General features: G+C 44.8%; 16 protein-coding genes. 2 read left to right on the forward strand and 14 right to left on the reverse strand.

Going from position 1 to position 16,494, the window contains the following annotated elements:
- Nucleotides 1-53 precede the first annotated feature (53 nt).
- The 5 genes from KAI36_RS23220 to KAI36_RS23240 form a co-directional block, all read right to left on the reverse strand.
- Complete coding sequence (locus KAI36_RS23220; RefSeq protein WP_220026141.1) at nt 54-1,601, reverse strand: ABC transporter substrate-binding protein; 1,548 nt, start codon at nt 1,599-1,601, stop codon at nt 54-56.
- A 69-nt stretch (nt 1,602-1,670) separates the two neighbouring features.
- A complete protein-coding gene (locus KAI36_RS23225; RefSeq protein WP_220026142.1) occupies nt 1,671-2,855 on the reverse strand; it encodes a M20 metallopeptidase family protein in 1,185 nt (394 codons plus the stop codon).
- A 48-nt stretch (nt 2,856-2,903) separates the two neighbouring features.
- On the reverse strand, nt 2,904-3,629 hold the full coding sequence (locus KAI36_RS23230; RefSeq protein ID WP_023990426.1) for a FadR/GntR family transcriptional regulator: 726 nt from the start codon (nt 3,627-3,629) through the stop codon (nt 2,904-2,906).
- A 246-nt stretch (nt 3,630-3,875) separates the two neighbouring features.
- Nucleotides 3,876-4,046, reverse strand: a complete 171-nt coding sequence (locus KAI36_RS23235) for a hypothetical protein (protein ID WP_220026143.1) — start codon at nt 4,044-4,046, stop codon at nt 3,876-3,878.
- 19 nt (nt 4,047-4,065) lie between these two features.
- The gene (locus KAI36_RS23240) at nt 4,066-4,260 is read right to left on the reverse strand and encodes an H-type small acid-soluble spore protein (RefSeq protein ID WP_061828963.1); all 195 of its coding nucleotides are present in this window, start codon (nt 4,258-4,260) and stop codon (nt 4,066-4,068) included.
- A 199-nt stretch (nt 4,261-4,459) separates the two neighbouring features.
- Between KAI36_RS23240 and KAI36_RS23245 the strand changes: the two genes are divergently transcribed.
- A complete protein-coding gene (locus KAI36_RS23245; protein WP_220026144.1) occupies nt 4,460-5,647 on the forward strand; it encodes a macrolide family glycosyltransferase in 1,188 nt (395 codons plus the stop codon).
- A 76-nt stretch (nt 5,648-5,723) separates the two neighbouring features.
- Here the strand turns inward: KAI36_RS23245 and KAI36_RS23250 are convergent, their stop codons facing one another.
- The 6 genes from KAI36_RS23250 to KAI36_RS23275 all read right to left on the reverse strand — a co-directional run bounded on the left by KAI36_RS23250 (nt 5,724) and on the right by KAI36_RS23275 (nt 13,165).
- Nucleotides 5,724-7,139 (reverse strand): glycoside hydrolase family 32 protein, encoded by a 1,416-nt coding sequence (locus KAI36_RS23250; protein WP_220026145.1) that lies wholly within the window; start codon nt 7,137-7,139, stop codon nt 5,724-5,726.
- Between the two features lie 83 nt (nt 7,140-7,222).
- The gene (locus KAI36_RS23255) at nt 7,223-8,050 is read right to left on the reverse strand and encodes a carbohydrate ABC transporter permease (RefSeq protein WP_025723176.1); all 828 of its coding nucleotides are present in this window, start codon (nt 8,048-8,050) and stop codon (nt 7,223-7,225) included.
- A complete protein-coding gene (locus KAI36_RS23260; RefSeq protein WP_220026146.1) occupies nt 8,050-8,934 on the reverse strand; it encodes a carbohydrate ABC transporter permease in 885 nt (294 codons plus the stop codon). The genes KAI36_RS23255 and KAI36_RS23260 overlap by 1 nt, the downstream gene beginning before the upstream one ends.
- Before the next feature lie 59 nt (nt 8,935-8,993).
- Nucleotides 8,994-10,319 carry an ABC transporter substrate-binding protein gene (locus tag KAI36_RS23265; RefSeq protein WP_025723174.1) on the reverse strand — a complete coding sequence of 442 codons (1,326 nt, stop codon included), beginning with the start codon at nt 10,317-10,319 and terminating at the stop codon, nt 8,994-8,996.
- 164 nt (nt 10,320-10,483) lie between these two features.
- Nucleotides 10,484-11,461 (reverse strand): LacI family DNA-binding transcriptional regulator, encoded by a 978-nt coding sequence (locus tag KAI36_RS23270; RefSeq protein WP_220026147.1) that lies wholly within the window; start codon nt 11,459-11,461, stop codon nt 10,484-10,486.
- Nucleotides 11,462-11,818: 357 nt separating this feature from the next.
- Nucleotides 11,819-13,165: a cellulase family glycosylhydrolase gene (locus KAI36_RS23275; protein WP_220026148.1), complete on the reverse strand. Its 1,347-nt coding sequence runs from the start codon at nt 13,163-13,165 to the stop codon at nt 11,819-11,821.
- A 383-nt stretch (nt 13,166-13,548) separates the two neighbouring features.
- Between KAI36_RS23275 and bglS the strand changes: the two genes are divergently transcribed.
- Nucleotides 13,549-14,262 (forward strand): beta-glucanase, encoded by a 714-nt coding sequence (gene bglS, locus KAI36_RS23280; protein ID WP_220026149.1) that lies wholly within the window; start codon nt 13,549-13,551, stop codon nt 14,260-14,262.
- A 916-nt stretch (nt 14,263-15,178) separates the two neighbouring features.
- Here the strand turns inward: bglS and KAI36_RS23285 are convergent.
- Genes KAI36_RS23285 through KAI36_RS23295 form a run of 3 tightly spaced genes read right to left on the reverse strand, consistent with a single transcriptional unit; the run spans nt 15,179 to nt 16,112 of the window.
- Nucleotides 15,179-15,433, reverse strand: a complete 255-nt coding sequence (locus tag KAI36_RS23285) for a hypothetical protein (RefSeq protein ID WP_258382219.1) — start codon at nt 15,431-15,433, stop codon at nt 15,179-15,181.
- Nucleotides 15,430-15,681 carry a hypothetical protein gene (locus KAI36_RS23290; RefSeq protein WP_220026151.1) on the reverse strand — a complete coding sequence of 84 codons (252 nt, stop codon included), beginning with the start codon at nt 15,679-15,681 and terminating at the stop codon, nt 15,430-15,432. The genes KAI36_RS23285 and KAI36_RS23290 overlap by 4 nt, the downstream gene beginning before the upstream one ends.
- A gap of 5 nt (nt 15,682-15,686) precedes the next feature.
- Entirely contained in the window at nt 15,687-16,112 is a 426-nt protein-coding gene (locus KAI36_RS23295) for a transposase (RefSeq protein ID WP_220026152.1), read from the reverse strand.
- Nucleotides 16,113-16,494 lie beyond the last annotated feature (382 nt).

Here is a 16,494-nt window from a genome sequence, read left to right on the forward strand (position 1 = left end):
AAAAGGACGGGCAGGAACCTTCATTGAGGTCCCCGCCCGTTCATTTCTCTTCTTTATTTAGCAGGTGTAATATCCTCTGCATAGAACATTTCATCGCTTCTCGGTTGGAAGTTCACACCGTTACCGGTGCCATAAATCCCTTCCATTTGGAACAAATATACGGCTGGACGATCTTCAGCCAAAATCTGTTGCACTTGCTGATACTCTTTTTCACGCGAGGCTGTATCCAGATTCGTCAGCGCATGCTGCAGCAGCTTCTCTACCTTCGGATTGTTATAATCCGTTTCGCCTTTAGCCTCTTCCAGCAGGTAACGATTATAGTTATTGGAAGCATCAAATAGAGAATTACCAATGCCGATCATAAACATTTCTTTGAAAGATTTGGAACTGTAACGCTCACTGAAAGCACTTGGCTCCAGCACGTCCAATTTAATGTTGAATCCTTCTTTATTTAACATGGCGGCTACGACCTCGGCATACTCCTTGTATATTGAGGATACTGAAAGGGTCAATGTCGGGCCTGCGCCAGCATAACCGGCCTGCTTCAGCAGTTCCTTGGCTTTAGCCGGATCATATAATGTTTTCTCATATAAGGAAGGATCGGCACCAAAGTTACCTGGTGTAACGGAAGTACGGGTTACAATCCCAGCACCGCCTGCGATGCTGTCTACGATTCCTTTTTTATCAATCGCGAGATCTATCGCTTCTCTCACTTTGGAGTCAGCCGTAACACTGCCCTGACTTTGACGTAAAATCAATTGCAGTACACGCTGGATCGGAGCCTTGACGATTTTTTTACCCTCTTCGCCTTGAACACGTTCTATATCCGTGGAAGGGATACCAGATGCAATGTCAATCGAGCCTGCGAGCAGTTCAGATACACGCGTAGAGGCTTCTGGAATGGAGCGGAAGACAACTTGATCCCATTTGGGCTGACCTTCGTAATACTTATCGTTTTTAACGAGTACCACCCGGTCATCCTTGATCCATTGGCTAAATTTATAAGGGCCTGTACCTATCGGATTTTTAAGGAATGCCTCTATCCCATTTTTCTCAATATACTTGGAAGGTAAGATGCCAGCTCCCATTTTGGATAAACGATTCAACAGTAACGGATCAGGACCATCGGTGATGATGTCTGCCGTATGTTCATCTACCACTTTCACTTCTTTGATATTTTTAAAGTAGGAATTTTGTTTGAGTGTGTTATCCTTCGCTACTCTTTCTATCGTGTACTTCACATCTTCCGCTGTGAATGGATCACCGTTATGGAAGGTTACCCCTTCGCGCAGATGAAAACGCCAAGTGGTATCATCTACCTTTTCCCAGGAAGTAGCGAGTCCAGGTACTTTCTTCTGCTGACTATCATTTTTCAATAAGTAGTCAAATACGTTAACCAGAACGGCTTCACTCGCCGTATTGTTATTGTTATGTGGATCAAAACTTTCAATATCCGTAGCATTAGCAATTGTCAGTACTTTACTGTCGGTCGATGTTGCGCTGTCTTTACTACCGCCTGTGGATTGGGTACCGCAACCCGCCACGATCATCGCAGCAATCAGTAACGTAATCCCGCCTCTAAACCACTTATGTCTATTCATCTTGTCCACTCCACTCCATTAAGGTTGTATATTGCCACACAGCTGCATTTGAGCGTCTTAATCCCGATTTTATATTGTCTTCAAAAAATTCAGCGCGATGGCCGACATCATGGCTACCCCATAAGGCAGTACCACTTCATCTAAATCAAATCTGGGATGATGTAATGGATAGCTAGTATCTTCATCACCTCTCCCACATCCCAACCGGAAAAACACGCCGGGTACCTGTTCACAATAAAAAGCAAAATCCTCCCCGCCTGTTGACGGTTTGATGTAGTCCCACTCCTTGGAGCCAAACAATTGCTCACTCGTTTCCGTCATCAGATCGACCATACCTGGGTCGTTTTGCACAACCGGGTAGCCCTGCTGATAGCTCAGCTCATATCCAGCCCCGAACGACTCACACACCCCACGGACCACCTGCTCGATCAGCTCAGGCATCCGGTTACGCAGTTCCGCAGATAGGGTGCGCACGGTACCGATCATCTCTACTTCCGGTGCAATGGCCGCTCCCATATACCCGCCACTAATTTTGCCAATCGTAATGACAATGGTTTCAAGGGGATCAACCATACGACTTGGAATGTTTTGCAGGGCAGAAATAACCTGCGCGGACACGGCAATGGCGTCTATTCCCTCATGTGGACGGGCAGCATGGCCGCCTTTGCCTAGAATCTTAATTGTTAAGCTATCTGCCGATGCAAAAGCGACCCCTTTGCTGACCCCCAGTGTTCCTGTCTTCAGACCCGGGAACATATGTAGTCCTGCCATCGCATCCACTTTTGGATTCTCCAATACACCGTCATCGATCATAGCCTTGGCCCCTGCCAAACCTTCTTCAGCCGGCTGAAAGACAAATTTGATATTTCCTCTTTCAGGTCGCTCCAAATGAGCAAGTAACTGTGCAGTTCCCATCAGTATGGCTGTATGGGCATCATGCCCACATAAATGGGCCTTATCTGGGATCTCCGAACGATAGGGAACCGTTTTTTGATCCTGAATCGGTAATGCATCCATATCTGCCCTTAGACCGATGGTAGGCCCTGGACTTTTTCCCCGTAACAGACCCACAACCCCGGTTTTCCCTACCTGGGTTGTCACCTCCAACCCGAGACTACGCAAGTGCTCAGCTACAATGCCTGATGTACGAATCTCTTCATAACCCGTTTCAGGATGGCGATGAAAATCCCTTCGCCATGTGATCAATTGCTCTTGAAGCGGTCTAGATAAAGCCAAAAGCTCATGTATGTTCATGTTTTCACCCTCCCCGCTCGAATCGTATTCTTTTTCTGTATGATATCGTTAGCCTTTTGCAACCACTCTTGCATAAATGGCATCTGCGGAATGTCCGATATGATGCTTCATCATTTCCCGCGACTTCTCAGCATCTCGTGCCCGAAGTGCACTCAGAATTTCTGTATGGACGTCGTAATTCACCGTCCGAATCTGATCATCATAGGGCATGAGATCAAGTGCCGGGTTAATCTTGGTACGAATCTGCCTAACCGCATCTTCACAAAATGGATTGCCAGATGCTTTGGCAATGGCCAGATGGAATTTAACATCCAAGGCCCGAAACCATTCTCGGGTACAGTCCGCTTCAATGCTCTGTTCCAGGTAATGCTGAAGCAGGTCCAGTTCATCCGTGGTGATCCGCGCAGCCGCTAAAAAAGCACCCTCCGGCTCCACAATCATCCGATATTCAAAGACCTTCAGCATGTGCTCCCAATCTTTTGCGATTTCTTCCCGGGTACGTTTATGAGAGTTTGCCGTCACGGGAAGAACAAAGGTCCCTCCCTTGGCACCTACCCTCTTCTCAATGAGTCCCTTGGATTCCAATTGAGATAACGCCTCACGGACTGTAATTCTACTGGCATTAAATATTTCTGCGAGTTCCCGCTCTGTCGGTAGTTGCTCCTCGCTAAGCAATTCCTTTAAAATTATAGCCTCTTCCAACTGCTCTCTAATAAAATCACTCACTTTTTTAGCTGATACTTTTTCAAAGCGCAGAGGAGTTTGGATTAACATATGAACACTCCGATCATAAATCTTTAAGGTCTAAACCTTATACCTTTGTGAAAAACAAAAAAATATAAATCTGTTGTTATCATAATACCTAGTAAACCTATATGCAATACTTTTTTTAAAAAATTTATGATGCTTTCGAAACAATAAAAAGAAGCAGCCCCTTGCAGAGCTGCTAAATCTTTGGTTATCCTTATGCATCATATAAAAAGCACGCAACAGGTTATCCTGTGCGCGCTCGGTCATTCTCTATTTCTCCTCCAACTCATCCGGTACATCGTATTTATTGATATGTGAGGTCATTGCTGCAACTGCTTCGCTGGCATCCGTCGTGGCCGGCACTTCTCTAATCACATCATCCGTCTGGTCACGAAAATTCAAACGGTCTGCCTCGACTACTTTCTGTTGATTTGGTTTCATTTTTCATATCACTCCTTTCTTATTCCAGTGCCTGATCTCGTTCCGTTAACGTGTACAAAGGTACTTCCCGTTCCTCTTCCGGATTGTTTAGCGCATAAATGCGTGCCGTCTCACTCTGCTCGTTCACATGCTGAATATAAATGGGTAACCCATCACACAACACATTTGCCATTATGGAAGAGGACGCTATTTCTTGCGCTCTTTGAACATTCACTTAGAAAAAACCTCCCTTGCTAAGTAGAGTTCCCCTTTACTATGCACGAGGTAAATATTTGTTATACACATTTCATGCCAACATATGTTTTATGATCATGAAAGGATATCATTTGAAAATATAAATATTATTGTTATTATGGATTGAGAGATTCAGTGAAAACTGCGATCTTAATTGTAGAAAAAAGGAGTAATGATGAATGTTAAACATATTAATGGTTAACTTTCCGGCAGAAGGACATGTGAACCCTACGATCGGGATGACGCAAGCCTTTGCAGCACGAGGGGACCAAGTACATTACATTACAACTGAGAAATACAAGGACAGACTCGAAGCCGTTGGAGCAACAGTTCACCTGCATCCCGATCTGATCAGGACTGCTTCTATTCATACCCATACTCCGGCTGGGTTAAACGCATTTATGAATATTCATATCCAGACTTCAATGGACATATTAGCAATCACTAAGCAGCTGTCTGAAAGCATTGATTTTGACTTTGTATTCTATGATAGATTCGGAGCTGGCGAGTTAGTTAGAGACTATTTGAAAATCCCTGGTATTGCTTCATCCCCATCTTTTCTGATTTCACAGAATCGGATGGCTACCAATCTCTTTCGCCTTAATGAAAAAGTGCCGTTTCAACTTGATGAACATGCCACGACCTCACTGCAGCTCATGAAAAAAAGATTCGGTGTTGCTCCCGAGCATGTGGTTCAATTTATGAACAATACAGGAGCTTTGAATGTTGTATATACCAGTCGATATTTCCAACCAGACGGTGAACAGTATGGTGACGAGAATCTCTTTATTGGTCCCAGCTTTCCAGAACGTAAAGGGGAGAATTCATTTCCATTGGATGCACTACAAGATAAAAAAGTTCTGTATATTTCGATGGGAACGGTTTTGGATCATATTGAAGGCTTTTTTAACACCTGTATTGAAGCTTTTTCCGATTTTGAAGGTATCGTCGTGATTGCAGCTGGCGAGAAAGCTGACTTTACGAAAATCAATCCAGCCCCAGAGCACTTTATCATCTCGCCCTATGTTCCCCAATTGGAGGTACTACGTCATTCAGATGTATTTATTACTCATGGTGGAATGAACAGTGTGAATGAAGGGATTCACTTTAATGTACCCTTGGTCGTACTGCCTCAGGACAAGGATCAGCCCATGGTCGCACAGCGGTTAACAGAACTTCAAGCTGGCTATCGAATAACCAAAGACCAAATCAATGTACAATCGTTAAAAGATGCCGTACATGAGGTAATGTCGAACGCGGCGTATAAAGAGGGCGTACAAAAAATAAATGATAGCTTCCAGCAGTCCGGCGGTACAGAAGAAGCCCTCGCAAAAATTGATGCCTATCTTCAAGATAATCTTGTGTAAATCACACGATTACAATTCTACAAAAAAAACAGGAGCCCTGACCATCAATGGTTGGGTTCCTGTTTGTCATGCATTTCTATGTGGATATGTCCCACTTCTGAAACGAAGCAATCGTACACTTTCCGCTCGCGAACGCTCGAATGCCCGTAGATTTTACTCCCGGATACACTCTTCCTGTGAGGACGTATTCACCGTCGCCGATGAATATTTCCACCGAGCTTTTATCGACAAAAACCCGAAGCTCCAGACGGCCCTCGTTTAAGCCCACAGGCACTCTTCTCTCTCCGCCCGGGCCTATACCGGCACGTTCTCGGTTGAAACGGAACAGACCATCATCGGGACGGTACGACAGTACAGTCTCCTCTTCGCTACCCACCCGCAGTTTCAAACCGAATTCATCGATGTTACTGGCCTCAAACTCAAATACGACCTTCAGTTCGTAGCTATCTCCGCGCGTGTCCATAATCTGCTCACCTGTCAGTAAGATATCTCGCTGCTCAAACAGATTGCATCGGTAATTCTTTACCTCTTCAAGTGGACGGAACAGCAGCCTGGCGCCGTCGATAACCACTTCCCGCGGAAGACTCATCGCACCAGCCCAATGGTGCCCCTGCTGGGTCGGCATCTCCGACTCCCACATATCCATCCATCCGATGACGATACGCCGCCCTTTATCATCCAAGGTGGACTGTGGAGCATAGAAATCGAATCCGTGATCCACCTGAGCATACCGCTCTGCCATAAATGTTCCGGCAGCGGAATTGAAATCACCTATACCGTACATGGTGGAATGCAGATTGCGGTAAGCCTCCCCCTGCGCAGGCATGCGCTGCGGGGACAGCATAAATACGTGCCGACCACCGAGCGGGAACAGATCTGGGCACTCCCAATTATCGCCGAAGCGTCCGTCACTCACGGCTAGTACATTGACATACGTCCAGCTTTTCAGGTCTTCAGAACGGTAAAGCAGTACAAGTCCGTTCCCTTTGGCATCATTAGAACCGAGAACGGCGTAATAATGATCTTCGTGCCTGAACACCTTAGGGTCACGGAAGTCTTTATGACTGATCGTGTCTGGTATGGCGTCATAACCGATGACCGGGTTGCCCTCCCACTTTTCGAACGTTATTCCGTCTTCTGATACTGCAATTCCCTGCGACTGCTTGTAATCCTGATCTTTGTCAGGCCCGGTTACAACATGTCCGGTATACATCAGGACAAGCTTCCCGTCCTGCTCAATCGCACTGCCAGAGAAGCAGCCATCCTGGTCGAACTCACCGTCCGGTGCCAAAGCGATCGGAAGATAATCCCACTTCATAAGATCGCGGCTGACTGCATGTCCCCAGTGCATCGGTCCCCATACTGATTTATATGGGTAATGTTGATAGAACAAGTGATACTGCCCGTTATATTGAATGAAGCCGTTTGGATCATTCATCCAGCCGAATTCAGCCATTAAATGGTAGTTCAGCCGATAATCCGGCCGAAGCATATGCTTCGATTGGGAGATAAATTGATCTGCACGCTCTCTCGTATACGCTCTAGTTTGTTTGATAAAGCATCCTTCCCCTGCAGTTATTTAATCGAACCTTGCATAACACCCTGAATAATATACTTCTGGGCGAACAGATAGATGATAATGATCGGAAATATCGTCAGTACCAAACTTGCCATCAATGGACCATAATCCACTGTATAGGTTCCATAAAAGTTGTACGTAGACAACGGAAGTGTCCTTTGCTCCGGATCGACCAGAATGAGGGAAGGCAGCAGAAAATCATTCCAGATCCACAGCACATTGAGAATGGAAATGGTGGCAGTCGTGGGCATCAGTACCGGAAACACGATCCGGAAGAATGTCTGAAACCGCGTGCAGCCGTCAATTAGCGCCGCTTCCTCCAGTTCCTTTGGAATACTCTTTACAAAACCATGATAAATGAAGACGGCCAGCGAGCTGCCAAAACCGATATACATGTAAATCAGCGACCACTTACTGTTCAGCAGATCAAGTGAGCCGTAGATTTTCACCAATGGAATCATGATAGCCTGGAATGGAATGATCATGGATGCAACCATCAGCATAAATGTATATTGGTTGAACTTAGTGTTATTTCTGACAAAATAATGAGCCGTCATCGCCGCGAACAATGAGATAAACAGAACACTTAACACCGTTATGACCAATGAGTTGGTGAAGGCAGCGATGTAATTCATTTTATCAAATGCATTCATATAATTGACCATACTGAAGCTCTCTGGAAGCGATAACGGATTCGAGGTGATGGCCATGTTTTCCTTGAACGAATTGATCAGCAGAAAGACGAACGGTACGATGAACAATATGAGTATGACTGTTAGCACAATGAATTTGATCACGGAGGAAGCAACTCTTTTTCTTGCCATTACGCCTCCACCTCCAACTTCTTGCTAAAATAAACCTGAAGCAGAGTGATGAGAGCAACCATCAGGAACAACACGAATGCTTCTGCCTGCCCCACACCATAATCACGGGAAAGGAATGCCTTTTCATACACATGCATCGACACCATTTGAGTACTGCTGAACGGCCCACCTTTCGTGAGCGCAAGGTTCACGTCATAGACCATAAAACCGCGCTGCAAGGACAAAAATATACATACGATGAAAGAAGGAACCATCAAGGGCAGCACCATTTTCCGCAGTCTGGTCCAGCTGTTCGCCCCATCAATGCTTGCGGCCTCCATAATATCATTCGGCACACCCGTCAATCCCGCGATGTAAATGACCATCATGTAACCCGCGTTCTGCCACACGGTTACAATCACGAGTGCCCAGAACGCTTTGTCGGGATCAGCCAGCCAAGTCGTGCTGAGCGACTGTATGCTGGCATGTTGTCCCAAATAGACAAGCACGTTGTTGAATATAAACTGCCATATAAAACCGAGTACAATGCCGCCGACAAGGTTGGGCAGGAAAAATCCCGCCCGGAAAACACTCTGTCCTTTTAACCCTTTAGTCAGCACATAAGCCAGCATAAAAGCGATCACATTGATAAGAACAACGGTATAAAACACATACTTGAGCGTCAAGCCGAATGATTTCCAAAACTCAATATCTCTAAAAACAGCCAGATAGTTTTGGACGCCAACCAGCGATAGTGTGGTGGAAATACCATCCCAGTTTGTGAACGTCAGATAGATGCCATACAAAAATGGAATAATCATTACCGTTATGAAGGCAAACAAGGTTGGGCCAGTAAACAGTAGCCGCGTCCGCAGCCGGTTCCATACTCCTTTTTCCGTAATCATGATGATCCCTCCCTTTGTTCCGGGTTTCTCTCTCTATTCCAGGTAATTTGAAAACAACCTTATTTAACCGTTTTCCAGTAGTTTTCGATTTCTTTAACCAGTGTTGCACGATCTCCCTGTTTCGCCAGATACTTTTGCATGGAAGATCCTGTCTTGGACCAGTGGTCGGCAGGCAGCATGCTCATCGACTGCTCTGACTTGCCTTTTGCAATATAATCCTGGATGGACTTGCCAAGCGGGTCGGCCGCAGGCAGTGTAATATTTTTGAACGCCGGGATAATGTTCGCTTGGTTCACGAGGAAATCCTGGCCTTTCTCATCATATACGATCCAGTTCAGGAACTTCTTCGCCGCATCTTGCTGTTCCGGAGTAGTCTTCTCCTTGTCAATAACAATGCGCTTGGATACAGCGGACGAAATCTCCTGATTGCCGTAGTCATCGGCATTGTTACTGATGGGTACAGGCAAGAAACCATATTTTTTATTAGCGGTATCAAAACTGTTGATTTGCGGCCATGCCCAATTGCCCATGAACCAAATGCCAACTTCACCTTTGCCGAGCAGCTCCGGTCCGCGTTCATAAGCTCCTGCTAGCGGAGAAGCCTGATCGATGTTGTATTTCATCATGAGGTCGAATGTATCCATAAGTCCGTTAAATACAGGATTATTAGCCAAGCTAGCCTGGCCCGCTTTTAGTGACGCCATGAATTTGTCCACTTCAGCCATGTCTTTGTTCTGGCCTGCATAAGCAAGAGGTAAATAATGAGCGCCCAGAGACCAGTCCATTGGTGAAATCACCAATGCTTTCTTACCAGATGCCTCGATTTGCTGAAACAGTTTTTCAAGGTCATTTCGGGTTTTAATTGTGGTGGGATCAAAGCTTCCGCCTACCGCTTTATCTACAACGGCTTTGTTGTAGATGAATCCGTAGCCTTCAACAGCCAACGGAAACGCGTAATTTTTACCATCAAATGTCGTAGCAGTGGTAGCATTTTCAACAGTGTCCGCATTCCACTTTTCCCCGCTTAGATCGAGGATACGGTCCTTGAATTTCTCAACATCACCTGTATCTAGCATGGTCATGGTCGGCGGGTTTCCTGATGCATACAGTGCAGAGGCACGCTCAAAAGGAGATCCACCAGTCGGTACCGGCTGGATTTCAACAGTAATGTCCGGATTGTCTTTCTGGAACGCCTTCGCGGCTTCCTCCAGCTGTGGAAGGATTTCGCCTTTGGAGTTCAAAAGCGTAATTTTGACATTTTTCGAATCCCCTGATCCCCCTCCAGAAGCCGAATTACCTTCTCCTCCGGAGCCACCGCATGCAGACACCACCATAACCAAAAGAAGCAGCATTACCATCCATTGAACTCTTTTGAATTTCCTCACTGTTGTCATCCCCTTATTTATATAATGGCTCTGATTACTTAAATAAAACGCTTACAAACGGATTATATGTCAAAGGTTTAACTTGTGTCAATCGTTTGACATGTTGAATTTTTGACATGTACTAAAAAAAATCTGTTCCCCTTGTTAGAGGAACAGATTTTCATTCAGGTCGTTGCACGCTCAATTAGTTCAACAGGCAACAGATTGACAGGTTGTACCTGCTCCCCCTCCGCCTGGCTGCGGATCAGCTCGACCGCCAGCCTGCCGATCTCTGCAATCGGCTGTCTTACCGATGTAAGTTCCGGCGTCAGCCAGGAAGCAACGCTTACATCATCGAAGCCAACAATGCGCACATTCTCTGGCACATGCCTTCCAGCGCGAATATATTCTTTCAGCGCAAAAGCAGCAATAATATCACTTGTTGCGAACACTCCATCCACATCCGGATGTTCATGAACGAGTTTTGAAATGATTCGCTCGTACTCCTTCTGATCGAACACATTCAAGTCTGTTTGAACGATCACATGCTGGACACCATCCCTGCCCACGACATCCCGGAATGCTTTGGTCCGCTCATTAGACAGCATGTTCAGCTCCAGATTTCCGCATATATGCGCAATTTTCTGGCAACCTTTGCGAATGAGCAGCTCCGTAGCCAGCTCGCCTCCGCGATAATTATCCGAGGATATGTAAGGAATATACGGGTCAATCTGCCTATCAAACGTCACGATCGGTGAATTCAAATGTCGGTACTCTTCTACTTCTAATGTATGGCTACCCATAATGATGCCATCCACCCGGTTCCGCTTCAACATATCGATATACACTTTTTCCTTCACGGGATCCATATGTGAATTGCACAGCAGGACCTTGCAGTTTTGCTGATAGGCATAGAACTCGACCTGATTGGCAAGCTCACTGAAGAAAGGATGCGAGACATCGGGAATAATCAGGCCAATAATATTAGACTGCTTGCGCAATAGAGATCGTGCTATTTCATTCGGTTGATAATTAAGTTCCTCCATTGCGTCGAACACTTTTTTGCGTGTAGTTTCGCTGATATATCCCCGGTTGTTCATTACACGGGATACTGTTGTGACCGACACGCCCGCTTTTAATGCTACATCATGAATTGTCGCCATATTAACCTCTTCCCGCACAAAATAAATACATACAAACTATACTCTCTCCTCATCATTTCAACAACCTTACATAACGGAAGGCCTCAAAATGGCCGTAAATGTTAGGTGACTGAACTTTGCGAATCTCAAATTAGAGGTCACAATTGCTCTAAACCATAATGATAGCAAGCCCCCCTTAAAAAGGTCTTGCTATCTTTTCTTTAACCATCCTTCTTTGATTCAACTTCCATAGCACTACTAGTTGTTCCGCTAAAAGATGATACTTGTGGTGCACAAGTAAGTTTACTAGTAATTTCTATAAAATAATACGACAGCCTATCCAATTGGATAGGCTGTCGGTAGCTGAAATTATTAACATCATTCTGATTGTGCGTCAGTCGGTGCATTAATGTATGTATCTGTAAGCACATCAGTCGGTGCATCCGCAGGCACATCATCCGTTGCTGATTCACTGTTCTGGAGTAGTGCTCTCGGATAGGCCTGTGCACGCTCATAGTACCAGCCAAACAAGAAGCGGGCCATCGCCTGACGTCGGGTATCGCCATCCCACTTTAACCCTGCTGTTGGGTCCGCAAATGAACTCCTTGCTCCAGATTCCAGCAGAAAGCCATTCATGTGTGCGGTCATGCTGACATTACCGGCTGCTGTAAAAATGGACTTCGTGTTTTTCCCAAATCCATCATTAGAGCCGTTAAACAAATTCCAGTACTCTGAATCGCCGGGCTGCGTTTTGAACCAGGTAAATTCTGTAATATTTATTGGATAGGCTTGAGCTGCCACCTTAATGTTGGAATCCCATTGCGATTGCAGCTTGTCCTTGTTATCATAAGCTCCGTAGCCCGGATACCAGTGGACAGCATAGCCGTAGTTGTTCAAGGGGTCTGTCAGCGGGTGTTTTGCCACCGGGCTGTAAAATTGGTTGTATCCAAGTCCTGCAGCCCAGATGACATTATCCGCTCCTTTACTTCGAATCGTGGAAATGATAGAGTTCTGGAATCTTCTCAGATCATTCCAATGGTCAAGAAAATCATTCTCGCCGGGATAGCCTCCCCAATGCCCATTCGAATACGACTTAATTGGCTCGTTGATCAGTTCAAACATGACGTTATCCGCGCTATTGATAGCCGGCTGCGAGGCAAGATACCCCCAAATTTGATTAAATTTGTCCAAATTGGATTGTGTTGTAGCCTGGTCGTTAGCCAAAGTGAAATCAAGACCAAGGGTAACATAAACGCCCTTTGTTTTCGCATAATTGATGTATGGAATAATCACATTTTGTGTAACTGCCTGTAAACCGGCGAAGTTGTACGATCCTGCGGCCACATCTCCCATATCCTGGCGGTCAATAAACAATCGGACCTGATTCATATACCAGCCGTGGTTGCTTCCATACTTCGGTCTGGTGTCTGTAAAGGTGTCGGTGATATCCTTCAAATAAGCCAAAATTGCTGCATGACGATTGTTACCATTCAAATTGAGATAATAATTACTGTCTTGATAGGTCCAGTATGCCCCCGACGGCTGATGCCAGCCACTCAAAACAACAGGTTTTCCGCTGCTGTTCACCAATTGATTGCCCCTGACATGGAGCTCTCCCATGGGCATACCTGACCATGCATCTATATGTTGGTCAAATACCGGTTTTAAAGGCAATATGAATACAAGTATCAGAACTATTTTACATACCATACCTAATTTTTTCAAAGAAAGGCCTCCTCTTCAAAAATTTAATTGACTATTATGCCAAAAGAATAAAATGGTATAAACATGTAGTGGCTCCGCTTCCTGAGTCTATCCCATTTTATAATCACCCCCCTTTAATGGAAAATATCAACCTTGGTTAGTATTTATTGTATCTAATTGTATAACTTACATTTTCAAACCACAACTTGATAAAATTTAGGTTTTTTTAAATTATGTTTCGAGCGTTAAGTTTGCTATAGTGTACGCCTCAATTTCAAGCTACAATGAAGATACCAAATATGGAAGCGTTTTATATTTTTCCGGTAAGCCGGTCAATACTTGAAATAGTGTATCATTGTCAGCCGTTTCTTTCATGTTTGGTCAATCTTTTATGGAGGTGTAAAATGAAGAAGAAATCTTGGTTTACTTTACTGGCAACTGGCATTGTCTCTCTGTTTTTTTCGGTAAGCGTTTATGCGGGGAATGTTTTTTGGGAACCACTTAATGGTTTCAATTCTGGTGCATGGCAAAAAGCAGATGGATATTCCAATGGGAACATGTTTAATTGCACTTGGCGTGCCAATAATGTCAATTTTACGAACGATGGCAAAATGAAGCTTGGCTTAACGAGTTCTGCGTACAATAAATTTGACTGCGGAGAGTATCGATCGACGAACACTTACAGATACGGCTTATACGAGGTCAGCATGAAGCCTGCTAAAAATATAGGGATCGTATCTTCCTTTTTTACGTATACGGGACCTACTGATGGCACGCAATGGGATGAAATAGATATTGAATTTTTAGGAAAAGACACGACAAAAGTGCAATTCAACTATTATACAAACGGGGTCGGTGGTCACGAGAAGATTGTTGATCTGGGCTTTGATGCATCAAGAGGCTTCCACACCTATGCTTTCGATTGGCAGCCAGGGTACATTAAGTGGTATGTTGACGGGGTTCTAAAGCATACGGCAACCACGAACATACCAAGCACGCCAGGCAAGATTATGATGAATTTATGGAATGGCACTGGCGTTGACGACTGGCTAGGTTCGTATAATGGAGCGAATCCGCTATACGCCGAATATGATTGGGTAAAATACACGAGCAATTAACCCGTAGTACAAAAGCAGCCCTGTAGTGGCTGTTTTTTTTGGATAATGTACTGATTCAGCCATGTTCCGGCCATGAAGAAAATCGCTGTAAATCTATTCAAAGCTGGCGATCACCGATGCGTAGCTTGAATATAATCAGGTATTTAATAAATCCCCAGTTTAACCCATATGTTTGCGGGTGGTTAGAACTTTTCTGCTTCAATTACTTTAAAGATACCAATACAGAAAAGGGTTCATGTAACTATACTCGCTCTGAGTGTGCCAAAGCTGTCGTCTCCTGAACTAATAAAAAAGCCCGATGATACTTGCTCATCGGGCTTTTGTTAAATACTTACTAGGAAATAATTACGGTTGCTAACTATAATATTTAGTTTGTTACCATCATTAATGTCTTTGAACACAAACTCCAATCGGTTTATAACTCAGGAACCAACTTTAATGTTCAGTTACCAACTTTAATGACTCTGAACATGGTTTCGCTAAATTCTTTTTCCCTTGTGTACATAGTCCTTAAGTGAATCAATTATATCCACCATTAAACCGATAAACTCTTCCTTCTGATCTTCCTTAAATTTTTTTACTCTCTCAATTAAATTGTCATAATAAACTGACAATTGGCTCTCGTTCGAGATATTTGAGACAAGTGTATTTATAAGTAACGAAAGATGTGATACGCAACAATTAGCAATAATTTTCCTGATTATATACCTTTTATAAGGATAACTATTTGAAGGTGTAATTAAATATTCAAACTCACTCATTTTTAAGTTCTGAAGCCAATAGACAATTCAGATAATTAGCATCTACCATGAGAACCAAAAGGTCGAGCAGCCACTAAAGGTAGCCCTGTCCATTTGAAAATTTATGTATATTTACTTGGCTTTTGCGTCAGACAACGCCCTTCGGGCCGGCTCAGTTACGTGGGTTCTAACCGCTTTCGTCCTGCCGACTTGCGGCTCGGTTTTCGCTTCATACGCCCGATCCACTGTGCATAGGGCTTCCAAATCAGAGCCTTCAGCCACCGCTGGATTTGCAGGAGGGAGTGCTCTACGTTCGCGTCCAGTTTGGCCAGCATAAGCAGGCAAAAAGCGATGAGTGTCAGCCAAACCTGATTGTGCACGGCCTGTTTGCTTGTTCCATAGAAATGCTTAATCTTCAGGTGCTGCTTCATCCATTTGAAGAAGGTCTCAATGGCCCAGCGGCTGCGGTACATCTCACTGATTCATCGCAAGACAGATCGAAACGGTTGGTGAGCGGAATTAGAAAATTGCCCTGTGAATCGGTTGTTTCCATCATGCGAAGCTTGTGCTTCATCCGCTTTTGCGTGGAACCTACCAGCCCCCATTCATCCATGGTGACCTTGCTGTCCTCTGGAATTTCAAGCGATTGGAGCGGTTCTATCACCGCGTTCTCCTTCAAGCGAGTCACGAAGTATATCCCGTCCGAGCAATAACGATCGTATGCTTTGTAGTCCACGTAACCGCGGTCAACACATAGGTGATTCCGGCATCTTCGATAAGGTCATCCATCTGTGTCCGGTCATTTTTCTTGGCTGTCGTAATGGTTGCCTTCTCTGGCAGGACCTCATGAGCATCTGCAAAAGCAAGGCGGAGGTGAAGCTTTATACCAGCCTTGGTCTTGCGAAAGTCGGCCCACTTGTACCTCCGCAAGCAAAGAGCAACGGTGGTAGAGTCGATAATCCGGAGTGCTTTGCGGTCTGCTATCGAACAGCCATGCCTAGACAAAATCTGCATAGCCAGCCGCTCGAAAACCTGCTGGAGCAGGTCCTGATCCACCTGATTATGCTTGCGGCATAATTGTGCCGATGAGATCGATTCCAAGCCTAGCATTCCTGTTGAAATTCCTTACTCAGAACGTCGTCGGCTATCTCTCTCAGCCCTTCCTGCGGCCTATTTCGGCCATTGTATTTCGGAACTTTTCCCCTATGAGGTAGTAGTAAACGAGTAGCCGCGGCGCACGTTTTAGATATCTGTATTTCTTCCTGTAGTCTTCGTGTGCCTTTTGTTGTTCTTCTGGTGTCATAGTCAAAAGATTAAACTCGTCTGCAACGATCGGCAATTACTTCTTTTCGTTTTTCGGGTATTCGGATTTTATGGTGGAATTATCTCTGTTTAAATGGTTTGATTCTTAGTATACCAAAGGTAAACTACGATTTCTGTTGTGTTTTGTCGATTTTCCAATAAATTGAAATAGTTACTCAGCGGCACTTGA

This window comes from Paenibacillus sp. S02, assembly GCF_019454065.1.
Taxonomy (GTDB): Bacteria; Bacillota; Bacilli; order Paenibacillales; family Paenibacillaceae; genus Paenibacillus; species Paenibacillus polymyxa_B.

Excerpts from the sequence above, each read along its gene's own strand:
- KAI36_RS23220 (WP_220026141.1), bottom strand. The coding sequence starts at position 1,601 with ATGAATAGACATAAGTGGTTTAGAGGCGGGATTACGTTACTGATTGCT.
- KAI36_RS23225 (WP_220026142.1), bottom strand. The coding sequence starts at position 2,855 with ATGAACATACATGAGCTTTTGGCTTTATCTAGACCGCTTCAAGAGCAA.
- KAI36_RS23230 (WP_023990426.1), bottom strand. The coding sequence starts at position 3,629 with ATGTTAATCCAAACTCCTCTGCGCTTTGAAAAAGTATCAGCTAAAAAA.
- KAI36_RS23235 (WP_220026143.1), bottom strand. The coding sequence starts at position 4,046 with ATGAAACCAAATCAACAGAAAGTAGTCGAGGCAGACCGTTTGAATTTT.
- KAI36_RS23245 (WP_220026144.1), top strand. The coding sequence starts at position 4,460 with ATGTTAAACATATTAATGGTTAACTTTCCGGCAGAAGGACATGTGAAC.
- KAI36_RS23250 (WP_220026145.1), bottom strand. The coding sequence starts at position 7,139 with ATGCTTCGGCCGGATTATCGGCTGAACTACCATTTAATGGCTGAATTC.
- KAI36_RS23255 (WP_025723176.1), bottom strand. The coding sequence starts at position 8,050 with ATGGCAAGAAAAAGAGTTGCTTCCTCCGTGATCAAATTCATTGTGCTA.
- KAI36_RS23260 (WP_220026146.1), bottom strand. The coding sequence starts at position 8,934 with ATGATTACGGAAAAAGGAGTATGGAACCGGCTGCGGACGCGGCTACTG.
- KAI36_RS23270 (WP_220026147.1), bottom strand. The coding sequence starts at position 11,461 with ATGGCGACAATTCATGATGTAGCATTAAAAGCGGGCGTGTCGGTCACA.
- bglS (WP_220026149.1), top strand. The coding sequence starts at position 13,549 with ATGAAGAAGAAATCTTGGTTTACTTTACTGGCAACTGGCATTGTCTCT.
- KAI36_RS23285 (WP_258382219.1), bottom strand. The coding sequence starts at position 15,433 with ATGAAGCAGCACCTGAAGATTAAGCATTTCTATGGAACAAGCAAACAG.
- KAI36_RS23295 (WP_220026152.1), bottom strand. The coding sequence starts at position 16,112 with ATGCTAGGCTTGGAATCGATCTCATCGGCACAATTATGCCGCAAGCAT.